This window comes from Streptomyces sp. NPDC002513 (genome assembly GCF_053595355.1).
In genome coordinates this window covers 117,660-130,334 of the sequence record NZ_JBSFXK010000001.1, presented here as the reverse complement: position 1 = coordinate 130,334, position 12,675 = coordinate 117,660, and the positions used below count along the sequence as shown (strand labels likewise).

Annotated in this window: 14 protein-coding genes; 4 read left to right on the top strand and 10 right to left on the bottom strand. The window is 71.8% G+C overall.

What is annotated here, in order from left to right:
• Positions 1–380: 380 nt before the first annotated feature.
• Entirely contained in the window at positions 381–1,025 is a 645-nt protein-coding gene (locus ACWD5Q_RS00650; RefSeq protein ID WP_451424792.1) for a TetR family transcriptional regulator, read from the bottom strand.
• Between the two features lie 215 nt (positions 1,026–1,240).
• On the opposite strand from ACWD5Q_RS00650, the gene ACWD5Q_RS00645 reads away from it, so the two are divergent.
• The 3 genes from ACWD5Q_RS00645 to ACWD5Q_RS00635 are packed head-to-tail and all read left to right on the top strand — an operon-like array spanning position 1,241 to position 4,613.
• A complete protein-coding gene (locus ACWD5Q_RS00645; protein ID WP_451424791.1) occupies positions 1,241–2,752 on the top strand; it encodes a glycosyltransferase family 4 protein in 1,512 nt (503 codons plus the stop codon).
• Positions 2,746–3,546, top strand: a complete 801-nt coding sequence (locus tag ACWD5Q_RS00640; protein WP_451424790.1) for a class I SAM-dependent methyltransferase — start codon at positions 2,746–2,748, stop codon at positions 3,544–3,546. Before ACWD5Q_RS00645 ends, ACWD5Q_RS00640 begins: the two co-directional genes overlap by 7 nt.
• The gene (locus ACWD5Q_RS00635; RefSeq protein ID WP_451424789.1) at positions 3,543–4,613 is read left to right on the top strand and encodes a prenyltransferase/squalene oxidase repeat-containing protein; all 1,071 of its coding nucleotides are present in this window, start codon (positions 3,543–3,545) and stop codon (positions 4,611–4,613) included. The genes ACWD5Q_RS00640 and ACWD5Q_RS00635 overlap by 4 nt, the downstream gene beginning before the upstream one ends.
• 57 nt (positions 4,614–4,670) lie before the next feature.
• On the opposite strand, the gene ACWD5Q_RS00630 is transcribed toward ACWD5Q_RS00635, so the two are convergent.
• On the bottom strand, positions 4,671–4,964 hold the full coding sequence (locus ACWD5Q_RS00630) for a hypothetical protein (RefSeq protein WP_451424788.1): 294 nt from the start codon (positions 4,962–4,964) through the stop codon (positions 4,671–4,673).
• 162 nt (positions 4,965–5,126) lie between these two features.
• Between ACWD5Q_RS00630 and ACWD5Q_RS00625 the strand changes: the two genes are divergently transcribed.
• A complete protein-coding gene (locus tag ACWD5Q_RS00625) occupies positions 5,127–5,681 on the top strand; it encodes a hypothetical protein (RefSeq protein WP_451424787.1) in 555 nt (184 codons plus the stop codon).
• Positions 5,682–5,695: 14 nt separating this feature from the next.
• On the opposite strand, the gene ACWD5Q_RS00620 is transcribed toward ACWD5Q_RS00625, so the two are convergent.
• The 8 genes from ACWD5Q_RS00620 to ACWD5Q_RS00585 form a co-directional block, all read right to left on the bottom strand.
• Positions 5,696–6,070: a hypothetical protein gene (locus ACWD5Q_RS00620; protein ID WP_451424786.1), complete on the bottom strand. Its 375-nt coding sequence runs from the start codon at positions 6,068–6,070 to the stop codon at positions 5,696–5,698.
• Positions 6,071–6,337: 267 nt separating this feature from the next.
• Positions 6,338–7,108 (bottom strand): DUF5336 domain-containing protein, encoded by a 771-nt coding sequence (locus ACWD5Q_RS00615; protein WP_451424785.1) that lies wholly within the window; start codon positions 7,106–7,108, stop codon positions 6,338–6,340.
• Positions 7,109–7,266: 158 nt separating this feature from the next.
• Positions 7,267–8,169: an N-acetylmuramoyl-L-alanine amidase gene (locus tag ACWD5Q_RS00610; RefSeq protein WP_451424784.1), complete on the bottom strand. Its 903-nt coding sequence runs from the start codon at positions 8,167–8,169 to the stop codon at positions 7,267–7,269.
• A gap of 10 nt (positions 8,170–8,179) precedes the next feature.
• Positions 8,180–8,842, bottom strand: coding sequence for a class I SAM-dependent methyltransferase (locus ACWD5Q_RS00605; RefSeq protein WP_451424783.1), 663 nt, complete (start codon positions 8,840–8,842; stop codon positions 8,180–8,182).
• 130 nt (positions 8,843–8,972) lie between these two features.
• Positions 8,973–10,712, bottom strand: a complete 1,740-nt coding sequence (locus ACWD5Q_RS00600) for an MFS transporter (RefSeq protein ID WP_451424782.1) — start codon at positions 10,710–10,712, stop codon at positions 8,973–8,975.
• A gap of 212 nt (positions 10,713–10,924) precedes the next feature.
• Positions 10,925–11,557 (bottom strand): response regulator, encoded by a 633-nt coding sequence (locus tag ACWD5Q_RS00595; protein ID WP_451424929.1) that lies wholly within the window; start codon positions 11,555–11,557, stop codon positions 10,925–10,927.
• Between the two features lie 232 nt (positions 11,558–11,789).
• The gene (locus ACWD5Q_RS00590) at positions 11,790–12,017 is read right to left on the bottom strand and encodes a DUF7848 domain-containing protein (protein ID WP_451424781.1); all 228 of its coding nucleotides are present in this window, start codon (positions 12,015–12,017) and stop codon (positions 11,790–11,792) included.
• Positions 12,014–12,298 carry a hypothetical protein gene (locus ACWD5Q_RS00585; RefSeq protein WP_451424780.1) on the bottom strand — a complete coding sequence of 95 codons (285 nt, stop codon included), beginning with the start codon at positions 12,296–12,298 and terminating at the stop codon, positions 12,014–12,016. Before ACWD5Q_RS00585 ends, ACWD5Q_RS00590 begins: the two co-directional genes overlap by 4 nt.
• Positions 12,299–12,675 lie beyond the last annotated feature (377 nt).

The following is a 12,675-nucleotide window of genomic DNA, read 5'->3' as shown; positions in this document are numbered from 1 at the left end:
ACGGGGCTTGGTGCCAGGGGCGGGACGCGGAGTGCGAGGGCCTTGAGCGGAGGGGTGGAGTACCGGGGGTCGAATGTCCGGAATATTCAAAAAATCATGGTTCAGGGTCTTCCATCCTGAAGGTCGGGCATTACACTAAAAAGTGCCTACGGGATGAGCGAAGACGCTCAACCGGAGTAGCCGACTCCGGCGTGAAGTTTCGATTTCCGCTTGGGCCGACATCGACGGTCGAGCAAAGCGTCGGAAGATCGAGAGATCGGAAGACGGTCGGACCTTGTCTCGTAGGTCTTTTTCATGCCCCGGGACGCGTGAGACCTGTCGGATGTGCGGGGCCCGAGGGCTCCTTGGTCTCCTTGGGCCCGTTGGGCTCCGTGGGGTGCCTAGTCCCGTCCCGCCGGATCCGTGGGGTCGATCAGCCGGCAGGCCGTCTCGATGTCGATCCTGACCTGGGCGATGGAGGCGCGGCCGGAGAGCCAGGTGATCAGCGCCGAGTGCCAGGTGTGCTCGATGACGCGGACCGCGGCGAGCTGATCCGGGGTCGGATCCTCCAGGCCCATCGCGTCCAGGATGATCGCCGTCGTCTGACGGGACACCTGGTCCACCTCCGGCGAGACACTGCGGTCCGCGAAGGTCAGGGCCCGCACCATGGCGTCGGCGAGATGAGGCTCGCGCTGCAACGCCCGGAAGGCGCGCATCAGGGTCTCCGCCACCCGCTCGGCCGCCGTCCGCCCGGCCGGCGGCTTCTTTCCGAGCGTGCGGTGCAGCTGCTCCAACTGGTCCTGCATGGTCGCGACCAGCAGATGCACCTTCGACGGGAAGTAGCGGTACAGCGTGCCGAGGGCCACCTGCGAGGACTCGGCGACCTCGCGCATCTGCACCGCGTCGAAGCCGCCCCGGCCGGCCAGTTGCGCGCTCGCCTGCAGGATCCGGCGGCGGCGCGCCTCCTGCCGCTCGGTGAGCGCCGGTGAGGCCGGCTGCGCCGCCGGTCGCGCGGTACTGGCCGGCACCTTGGCTTCCGCTGGCATGGTTCCCGTTCCATGTTCCGTGACAGTCGGTGAGGGCGAGTGATCAGACAGCTTGGCAGGGGTCCGCGCCGTGGCGCGAATCACCTGATCCACTGCTCACACTGCCCTTACCTGCCGGTAGATTCAGAGCCTCTTCAACGATCAAGTCTGAAACTTGTTCTAGATTACCGTCCCGTCGTAATCTCGCGGGAAATCGCAGGGAGAAGGGGCCGGGAGTGACCGCTGAGGCCAGGGAGTCAGGCTCCGAGGAGGGCTCGGCCGCGGACGGGGACCACCCGCTGCGCATCGCGCTCCTGACGTACAAGGGGAACCCGTTCTGCGGCGGCCAGGGCGTGTACGTACGGCACCTCTCACGCGAACTGACCCGGCTCGGCCACCGGGTCGAGGTCATCGGCGCCCAGCCCTACCCCGTGCTCGACGAGGGCGACGGCCTTCAGGGCCTGTCCCTGACCGAACTGCCGAGCCTCGACCTGTACCGCCAGCCCGACCCCTTCCGCACCCCGCGGCGCGAGGAGTTCCGGGACTGGATCGACACCGTCGAGGTCGCGACGATGTGGACCGGCGGCTTTCCCGAGCCGCTGACGTTCTCGCTGCGCGCCCGCCGCCATCTGCGCGCCCGGCGCGGCGACTTCGATGTCGTGCACGACAACCAGACGCTCGGCTACGGCCTGTTGGACGACGTGGGCGCGCCGCTGGTCACCACGATCCATCACCCCATCACCGTGGACCGGCAGTTGGAGCTGGACGCGGCCGAGGGCTGGAAGCGGCGGGCGTCCGTCCGGCGCTGGTACGCGTTCACCCGCATGCAGAAGCGGGTCGCGCGCCGGCTGCCGTCGGTGCTCACCGTCTCCGGCACCTCCCGCCAGGAGATCGTGGACCACCTGGGTGTCTCCCCGGACCGTGTCCACGTCGTGCACATCGGCGCCGACACCGACCTCTTCTCGCCGGATCCCTCCGTGCCGCAGGTGCCGGGCCGGATCGTGACCACGTCCAGCGCGGACGTGCCGCTCAAGGGACTCGTCTTCCTGGTCGAGGCGCTCGCCAAGGTGCGGACCGAGCACCCCGGGGCGCACCTCGTCGTCGTCGGCAAGCGCGCGCAGGACGGCCCGGTCGCGCAGGCGATCGAGCGGTACGGGCTCGACGGCGCCGTCGAGTTCGTCAAGGGCATCTCGGACGCGGAACTGGTCGACCTGGTGCGCTCGGCCGAGGTGGCGTGCGTGCCGTCGCTGTACGAGGGCTTCTCGCTGCCGGCCGCCGAGGCGATGGCGACCGGTACGCCGCTTCTCGCCACGACCGGTGGCGCGATACCGGAGGTCGCCGGGCCCGACGGCGAGACCTGCCTGGCGGTGCCGCCCGGTGACGCCGGCGCGCTGGCCGCGGGCCTGAGCCGGCTGCTCGGGGACCCGGAACTGCGGGCGCGGCTCGGCATGGCGGGCCGTCAGCGGGTGCTGCGCCACTTCACCTGGGCCAAGGCGGCACAGGGCACGGTGGCGCGGTACCGCGAGGCGATCGCCGCCTGTGCCGGTCCGGGATCGCCTTCCCCCGTCTCCGCCTCGGCGGCTGCGGCGGGGAGCGGAGCCGCCGCCACGACCGCGGCGGCCACAGGTGTCGCCGCCGCCACGGACGCCGTCGGCGGCGCAGCCGCCGTCGGGGCGGCCGCCGTCGGGGCGGCTGCCGCTCGAGTGTCCGACGTCGAATCCAACCGCGAAAGCAGGGCCACGTGCTGACCGTCGACTTCTCCCGGTTCCCGCTCGCCCCGGGCGACCGTGTCCTGGACCTCGGCTGCGGTGCCGGACGGCACGCGTTCGAGTGCTACCGGCGCGGCGCCCGGGTCGTGGCCCTGGACCGCAACGGCGAGGAGATCCGCGAGGTCGCCAAGTGGTTCGCCGCGATGAAGGAGGCCGGTGAGGCCCCCGCGGGCGCCACCGCGACCGCCATGGAAGGGGACGCCCTCGCGCTCCCTTTCCCGGACGCGTCCTTCGACGTCGTGATCATCTCCGAGGTCATGGAGCACATCCCGGACGACAAGGGCGTCCTCGCCGAGATGGTCCGGGTGCTCAAGCCGGGCGGCCGCATCGCGATCACCGTGCCGCGCTACGGCCCCGAGAAGATCTGCTGGGCCCTGTCCGACGCCTACCACGAGGTCGAGGGCGGCCACATCCGCATCTACAAGGCGGACGAACTCCTGGCGAAGATGCGGGAGGCGGGCCTGAGGCCGTACGGCACGCACCACGCGCACGCGCTGCACTCGCCGTACTGGTGGCTGAAGTGCGCGTTCGGCGTCGACAACGACAAGGCGCCGCCGGTCCGCGCGTACCACAAGCTCCTCGTCTGGGACATCATGAAGAAGCCGCTCGCCACCCGGGTCGCCGAACAGGCCCTGAACCCGGTGATCGGCAAGAGCTTCGTGGCCTACGCGACCAAGCCGCACCTGCCGCGGCTCGCCGAGCCGTCCGCCGAGTCCGCCGGGTCTTCTGAGTCCGCCGGGTCTTCCGAGTCCACCGAGGCGGCCGCCCAGTGACGACGCCCCGGACGGAGCACCTCGTCCTGCCCGGGGTCCTCACCGCCGAGCAGGCCGCCGCGACCGTCGGCGGGGTCCTCGCCGTACAGCGGGAGGACGGGGCCATACCGTGGTTCCGCGGGCACCACCTCGACCCGTGGGACCACATAGAGGCGGCCATGGCGCTCGACGCGGCCGGGGAGCACACGGCGGCCGAGCGGGCGTACGACTGGCTGGCCCGGCACCAGAACGAGGACGGCTCCTGGTACGCGGCGTACGCCGACGGAGACCCGGAGCACATCACCGACCGCGGTCGCGAGACGAACTTCGTCGCGTATGTGGCCGTCGGCGTCTGGCACCACTATCTGGCCACCGGCGACGACACGTTCCTGGACCGGATGTGGCCGACGGTGTACGCGGCCGTGGAGTTCGTGCTGCGGTTGCAGCAGCCCGGCGGGCAGATCGGCTGGAAGCGTCTGGAGGACGGCACGGACGTCGCGGACGCGCTGCTGACCGGGTGCTCGTCCATCCACCACGCGCTGCGCTGCGCCCTCGCCATCGCCGAGCAGCGGGAGGAGCCGCAGCCGGACTGGGAGCTGGCGGTGGGCGCGCTGCGGCACGCGATACGCCGGCACCCCGAACGGTTCCTGGACAAGGCCCGTTACTCGATGGACTGGTACTACCCCGTCCTCGGCGGTGCCGTGACCGGCGCGGAGGCCAAGGAACGCATCGAGGGGGACTGGGACCGCTTCGTGGTGCCCGGGTTCGGAGTGCGCTGCGTCGTCCCCAACCCGTGGGTGACCGGGGGCGAGTCAGCCGAACTCGCCCTGGCGCTGTGGGTGATGGGCGAGTCCGACCGCGCGCTGGAGATCCTCCAGTCGATCCAGCACCTGAGGGACCCGGAGACGGGCCTGTACTGGACGGGCTACGTCTTCGAGGACCAGGCGATCTGGCCGCGGGAACTCACCACCTGGACGGCGGGTTCGCTCCTGCTGGCCGTGGCGGCGCTCGGCGGCGACGAGCCGACCTGCGCGGTCTTCGGCGGCGAACGCCTGCCCCGGGGCCTGGACCCCGACTGCTGCGCCTGAGGCCGGGCCTGCCTGCCACCGGGACCGCGACCGCGGTCCCGGTGGCGCCGGCGGCTCTCAGTGGCGCTGGATGCGGTCGGCGATGGTGTGGCCGATGAAGAGGTACACCACCGCGGCCAGACCGTACCCGGCGACCACGCGGGCCCAGGCCTCGTGGAACGTGAACAGGTCACGCGACCAGCCCGCGAGCCACTGCGCGGTGTCGTGGACGAACCGCACCAGGCCGTTGCCCAGGTTCGCGTCCAGCAGGTACATCAGGATCCACAGGCCCAGGATGAGGGCCATGACATCGGCGACGACCGCTATGAGCGTGCCGATGTGACCGGCACCGTTGCGATATCGAGGGGACATGCCCTCCGGATTGCCCGTCGCCTTCCGCCGAAACGCGCCGGGGCCTGCGAAGACCGTGCGGGACAGGGGATTCACCCGCCCGGCCCCTGTGGGGCGGCGCGGCCGGGCGGGGTGGGAGAGGCTGCCGGTGGAGCAGTCGCCTCGCTCGACCCGGAGGACCCCGTGCCCGTGCCGATACGCGCCCTCGCCCTCGCGCTCGCCCTGTGCGGCGCCCTGTTCGCCGGTGCCACCGCCTGCGGGAGCGGCAGCGTCACCCGGGAGGTGGCCGCCTACATCACGGTCCCCTCGCCGGCCCCGTCCACCCCGGCGCAGCGGCAGAAACTCGCCAAGGCCCGGTACGCGCTGAACGCGGGCCTCGCGGCCGGGGCGGTCCGCCAGTGGATCGTGAAGCCGTGGAAGGCCGGTGCGTTCGCCGACGGCGCCGAGGGACGCACCTCCACGCTGCTCAAGGCGGGCGTCGCGGGCACCTTCGCCTACAGCCGGCTCAAGAGCGCGCAGCACCAGGCCCGGAGTGACCCGGCGCTGTCCCGGGCCCTCGCCCCGCTCGGCGCGTCCATCGACTCCCTCAAGCATCTGCCGGGCAAGCTCCGCAAGGGCGACGCGACGGCCGTCGCCGCCTTCGACGCGGTCATCCGCAAGGTGAAGGCCGCGGGGAAGAGCGCGGGCGCCCGCGTACACGACCAGGTGCCGTCGGGTCCCCAGCTCGCACGGGGCTGACCCCGGGGCGGAGCTCAGCGCCGGGCCAGCGCCAGCACACTCAGACCGAACATCAAGACGCCCAGGGGGAGATGGACCGACGGGACGTGCGCGATGCCGAGCACGACCTGGACCGAGGCGAGTACGAGGAAACCTGACGCGTGCCAGACGGGCCGGGGCGAGCCGCCGCCCGGCTTCCACGCCAGCACCGCCGCGAGCACGTACAGCATCGACGCCCCGTACATCACACGGGCTCCGACACCGTGCAGCGTCTCTCCGTAGGACGAGGTCAGCAGCAGTCCGGCGGAGACCGCCTGAAGGAAGATGGTCAGGGTCTGCAGGGCGATCGCGATCTGAAGGAACGAGGAACTGCGCTGTACTTTCACCGTCGTCGTCACCTGAGTGGCCATGTCACGGTCCCCTTTTCCGCCCTCGGGCAGCAGATCGATAAGGTCTCACCACCCCGACGACGCGGGCCTGCGAAAGGTGAGGCGAGGGGGCGGCCGGAACCATGGCCACTGTCGGGACCGGCACGGATGAGACAGCCGTCGAGCGACCTGGAGCGGTCGGTCAACGGTGGGCCGGGCCGTTGCTCGGAGCTTTACGTGTTCGGCTACGACGACGGCCCCCCGCCCGGAAGGGCGGGGGGCCGTGCGGAAGCGGTCCGGCCGCGCGACTCAGCCGCGCTGGATGCCGCTCGTGTCCTGGAGCACGCCACGGCGGCCGTCCTGCGTCTGCGCCACCAGGCCGGGGCCGCGCTGTTCGACGGCCAGGTACCAGATGCCCGGGGCGAGTTCGGCGATCGGCGCGGGGGTGCCGTCCTCCGCGTACAGCGGGCGCGGCACCGGCACGGCGAACCAGAACGGGGAGAACTCCGCGGCGGGCGCGGGCGCGGGCTGCGGCTGGCCGCCGTACGGCTGGGGCTGCTGGGGCTGGCCGCCGTAGGGCTGCTGGGCGCCCGGGTAGCCGTAGTTGGTCCCCGGCTGCGCGCCGTAGGGCTGGGGCGCGGCGGGCTTGGGGGCGGGGATGAGGGCGGTCTGCAGGGCCGGGACGAGCGGGGTGGCGATGGCGGCGGCGGCCAGCACCAGGGCGGCGATGAAGCCGAGGACGAGACCGGCGCCCGCCTGGCTGGTGTCGATCAGCGTCCACAGCAGCACCCAGGCGGCGGCGACGGTCAGCACGGCCCCGAAGGCTCCCAGCTCCAGGCCCGCGACCTTGCGCGGCGCGGGGAGCAGCCGGGTGAACACGACGAGCGCGCCCCCGATCACCCCGGCCGTGTACGTGCCGAGCCCGAGTCCGAGATCGTCCCAGGCGTTGGGCAGGTTGAGCTGGGCGCAGATCGCGCCGGCGTTGCCGCAGCCGGCGAGGTCGAGGAACGAGGCGATGAACAGCACGACCGCTGCTCCGATCACCACGCCGTCGCCTCTCGTGAGGGAGCGGATATTCACTACGGGTCCTTCGTCTGTCGTCTCGTGGTCGGTGGAGGCGTCGCTGTCGCCATGTCGCCCTCGGGCCGCGGTGTGAAGCGCGCGGGCGGGCCCTCATCGCAGTGACGACCCTATCGTCCGCCCGGCCTGGGTGTCCGCCGGGCCCGGGCGGGTGAGCACTACCCGCGCAGGAAACTCACGATTCCCTCAGAGATCCCCTGCGCCGCCTTCTGCCGCCACGCCCCGCTGGTCAGCAGTGCGGCATCCTTGCTGTCGCGCATGTTGCCGCACTCGATGAACACCTTCGGAACCGTGGACAGGTTGAGGCCGCCGAGATCGCCGCGGACGACGAGACCGGTGCCGTTTCCCTGGTAGTTCGAGAGCGGGCTGCCGGTGACGTGGCTGAAGCCGTCCTTGATGCGGGTGCCCAGGTCGTGCGAGGGACCCACGATGGGGCGGGTGTCCGCGGAGCCCTGGTGCACCGAGGCCGGAAGGATGACGTGGAAGCCTCGGTCGCCCTGTGCCGCGCCGTCGGCGTGGACGGAGACGGCCGCGTCCGCGTGCGCGGTGTTGCCGATGTGCGCCCGCTCGTCCACGCACGGCCCCCAGGGCCGGTCGCCGTCCTGGGTGAACTTCACGGTCGCGCCCTGCCGTTCGAGGATCGTGCGCAGTCTGTGCGCCACGTCCAGCGTGAACTGGGCCTCGGTGTACCCGGAGTTGGTGGACGTGCCGGTGGTGTCGCACTCCTTGCGGGTGGTTCCGATGTCCACCGTGCGGTTGATCTCGGTGGTGTGCCGGAAGTTGCCGGGGTTGTGTCCCGGGTCGACGAGGACGACCTTGCCCTTGAGCGAGCCGGACCCGGCGGGGGAGAGCTTGCCGTCCTGTGCCGGGGAGCCCGCGGTGGCGGGCGGGAGCGTCCGGGACGCCGCCCCGGCCGGTCCGCCGCCGCTGTCGGCCACCGCCTCGTAGACCAGCCAGCCGAGCACGGCGGCCGGCACCAGCGCGGCGGCCGCGACCATCAGCGGCCCGCGCCGGGGGCGGCGCGGTTCGGGGGCATCGAGGTCCGGTCCAGCGTTCGACATGCCTGCGACCCTAACCGCGCCCCGCGTCCGTCGCCCCTGTTCGCCTCAGGACGCGCAGCGAGTCGGTCGCCGAGACCTCCGTGAACCCGCCGGATTCAAGGGCCCTGAGGTAGACGCGGTAAGGGGCCTGGCCGGTGAACTCGTCCTCCGGCTCCGGGAAGACGTCGTGAATGACGAGCAGGCCGCCTACGGCCAGATGGGGGGCCCAGCCCTCGTAGTCGGCGTTCGCGTGCTCGTCGGTGTGACCGCCGTCGACGAAGACCAGGCCGAGCGGGCTGTTCCAGACCGCGGCCACCTGCGGCGAACGGCCCACGAGCGCGACCACGTGGTCCTCCAGGCCCGCCCTGTGCAGGGTGCGCCGGAAGGTGGGCAGCGTGTCCATCAGGCCGACCTCGGCGTCGACCGTCGCGGGGTCGTGGTAGTCCCAGCCCGGCTGCTGCTCCTCGCTGCCGCGGTGGTGGTCGACCGTGAGCGCGGTGACCCCGGCGGCGCGGGCCGCGTCGGCGAGCAGGATCGTGGAGCGCCCGCAGTAGGTGCCGACCTCCAGCAGGGGCAGCCCCAGCCGTCCGGCCTCGACGGCGGCCTCGTACAGCGCGAGCCCCTCGCGCAGCGGCATGAACCCCTTCGCGGCCTCGAACGAGGCCTGGATCTCGGGGGAGGGCGCCGCGGGCATGGGGGTCCTTTCGTCGTCGGTGCGGGCAGGCGCGTACCGCGGCGAAGGCGCCGTACGGACCTGTAGGCGCCCCATGCTGCCGCACCCCCCGCCGCGGCGGCGACCGGGGGTGCGGCAGTGGCGGAGCCGGTCAGGCCGGGACGGTCTCGCCCGGCAGGGACAGATCCAGGTCGACCGGGCGGTCGTCGCCCGTGTGGGTGGCCGACGCCGCGCGCGGGGCGTGGCCCGTCGCCCGGGCGGCCACGACGTAGGGGCCCCGCGCCGGTACGGCCAGCACATAGCTGCCGTCCTCCGAGGAGAGGGTGGCACCGGCCTGGCGCCCCCGGCGGTCGATCAGGGTGACCTTGGCGCGGGCGACCGGGGCGCCCCCGGCGTCCAGGACCCGGCCGCGGAAGCCCCGCAGGACCTCCTCCGCCCGCTCCAGGTTGGCGTCCTCCTCGCTGCTCGCGCGCAACCGGGTCCGGGCCGAGGGGCGCTGCCGGGGCAGGAACAGGGCGAGCAGCAGGCCGAGCGCCACCGCGCCGGTCGCGATGAGGAACGAGACGCGGAAGCCGTGCATGGTCGGGATCGCCACCCCGTTCACCTGCTGTGCGGTGTTGGTGAGCACCATGCCGATGACGGCGCTGGAGACCGAGGTGCCGATGGACCGCATCAGGGTGTTGAGACCGTTGGCCGCGCCCGTCTCCGAGGCCGGGACCGCGCCGACGATCAGCGCGGGCAGCGAGGAGTAGGCGAGGCCGATGCCCGCGCCGAGGATCACCGAGGTCACGACGGTCTGCCAGGCGGCGTTCATCAGGCCGAGGCCGCCGCCGTAGCCGATCGCGATGATCACCAGGCCGGTGATCAGGGTGACCTTGGGGCCGTAGCGGGCGGAGAGACGGGCGTAGACCGGCGCGGTGAACATCATCGTCAGGCCGAGCGGGGCCACGGACAGGCCCGCGACGACCATCGACTGGCCGAGGCCGTAGCCGGTGGCGGCGGGAAGCTGGAGCAGTTGCGGCAGCACGAGCGAGACGACGTAGAACGAGACGCCGACCATGATCGAGGCGAGGTTGGTGAGCAGCACCTCGCGGCGGGCGGTGGTGCGCAGGTCGACCAGCGGGGCGGCCACCCGCAGTTCGAACAGGCCCCACAGGAGGAGGACCACGACGGCCGCGCCGAACAGGCCGAGCGTGGTGCCCGAGGCCCAGCCCCAGTTGCTGCCCTTGGTGACCGGCAGCAGGAGCAGTACCAGACCGGCGGACAGGCCGAGGGCGCCCGGCAGGTCGAAGGAGCCACCGGCGCGCGCCGCGGACTCCGGCACGACGAGCAGGGTGAGGACGATCGAGAGGACGCCGAGCCCGGCGGCGCCGAAGAACAGGGTGTGCCAGTCGGCGTGCTGGGCGACCAGGGCCGCCGCGGGCAGGGCGAGTCCGCCGCCGACGCCGATCGAGGAACTCATCAGGGCCATCGCCGAGCCCAGCCGCTCACGGGGCAGCATGTCGCGCATCAGGCCGATGCCGAGCGGTATCGCGCCCATCGCGAAGCCCTGGAGCGTACGGCCGACGATCATCGGCAGCAGGGCGTCGGTGAGCGCGCTGACCAGTGCGCCGATCACCATCACGGCCAGGCTGGTGAGCAGCATCCGCCGCTTGCCGTAGAGGTCGCCGAGGCGGCCCATGATCGGGGTGGCCACGGCGCCCGAGAGGAGGGTGGAGGTCAGGACCCAGGTGGCGTTGCTGGGCGCGGTGCTCAGCAACTGGGGCAGATCCTTGATGACCGGGACCAGCAGCGTCTGCATCACCGCGACCACGATGCCCGCGAAGGCGAGCACCGGCACGATCGCGCCGGACGGCCTCCGCGGGGCCTGGTCGGTCGTCGTGTGCGTCATGAGGTGAGGCCTCCAGGCCGGAAGTGACGAGGTACGGATGAGGTCGTTCGACGGGATCCGCGCCGGATAAGTGCCGGGTAAACCTTGTATGCACGGGCAACTATTCCGATGCTTCGACCCGCTAAGGAATCCGTGACCATCCCGTGATGAACTGATCCGTCGTCAGGGAAACGGCCTCGGGGACCGGATGCCCCACCGGCTCCCGCCGTCCCCTACAGCCACCCCTGCCGGCGGGCCTCCCGCATCGCCTCCATGCGGTTGCGGGTGCCCGTCTTGCCGATCGCGGAGGAGAGGTAGTTGCGCACGGTGGACTCCGAGAGGCGGAGCCTCGCGGCGATGTCCGCGACCGTCGCCCCGTCCACGGAGGCGTTCAGTACGTCGCACTCGCGGGCGGTCAGCGGGTTGGGACCGGCGCTGAGGGCGGCCGTGGCCAGAGCCGGGTCGACGACCCTCTCCCCGGTGAGAACCCGCCGGATCGCCGCGGCCAGCTCCTCCACCGGGCCGTCCTTGACCAGGAAACCGGCGGCGCCCGCTTCCATGGCGCGACGCAGATAGCCGGGGCGCCCGAAGGTGGTGAGGATCAGTACCCGGCAGTCCGGCGCCTGCCGGCCCAGCTCGACCGCCGCGTCCAGCCCGCTCATGCCCGGCAGCTCGATGTCCAGCAGGGCCACGTCGGGGCGATGGGTCAGCACGGCGTCCACGATGGCGTCACCCGTCGCGACCTGCGCGACGACCTCGATGTCCGCCTCCATGCCGAGCAGCAGGGCGAGGGCGCCGCGCATCATGCCCTGGTCCTCGGCGAGCAGGACGCGGATGGACGGGGCGGGCCGGTGGTCCCGTGGCATCTCGTTCACGCGGGACAGGCTATAGAGCGGGGTGCTTGCCGGGACGCGTCAGGCGGATCTGCGGGCAGCCGAAAGCCCCGCCCGGCATGTGACCGGACGGGGCGTTTGTGACTCAGGGGCTGCGGTCATGTGCCCACCCCTTCGTGATGCTCCTGCGGGGAATCGGTCCCCGCGCCGTTTTGCGACCCGCCCCTCCGCCCCGCGTCGCCACGGTCACGGAAGGGGCGGGGATCTACTCGTCGCGGATCACGCGCGCATGGTCGGTGAACACGCGCCGAAAGACGTTGTGTGTCGGGTTGCGGCCCGTGTGGCGAAGGCACCAGAGCTGGATCTGTTCCTCGTCGCCGGGACGGGATGACTCCCCGCAGGCGTTCGAAGTGCAGAAGGCCTCACGAGTCGACTCAAGATCCGGAGCGTGCCGGATCGTGTGGGGAACGTATCGGAGGGCGGCGCGGGTCACGGCTGCTTACCGCCAGTCAGTTCCTCGTACAACTCCACCTGAGCGGTCGCCGCGGAGCACAGTTCGTCCCAGGATTTGCCAACGATCGTGTGGCACAGGCGCCTTGCCGGGTGATCAGGCCACTGGTCGAACGGCTCCCTGATCGCGCTCACGTCGTACGGCGCCGTCGCGTACCAGTGGGCCTGGCCTTCGCTGTCCGGCTGCGACGGGAACGAGGTCCACCCCTCAGGCAAGTTCGCGCGGGGTTCCGCAGCGCTGCCGCACTGGCGCGCGGCGGTCACTGTCCCACCTTCGGGGCGCACGCCGTATGCCAGTACGCCACGATCGGAGCCGTGTCAGGCCGGGCCAGCATCGCCCGGCGGCAACTCTCAAGGCTCTTGATCGTTTTCCCGCACGCCGGGCATGTCTCACCAGTGGGCGCGTAAGTCGTGTATTCCCACTGCCGCGCGTCGGTTTCAGCCCCCGCTGGCTGGTGCCCTTCGGGGAGTCCGGCTGTAGTTTTGTGCACTGTCGTCAACCTCCATGGGGTTGGTGGCCACGCCCCCGGACGTTCGCTGCGTCGCGGGGGTCCTTGCTGCTTCTCCAAACCTTCCGGTTGGGGCAACTGCTGCCTAGCCCACGATGGGTGACCCATCACGGGTCTAGAATGAATGGTCAC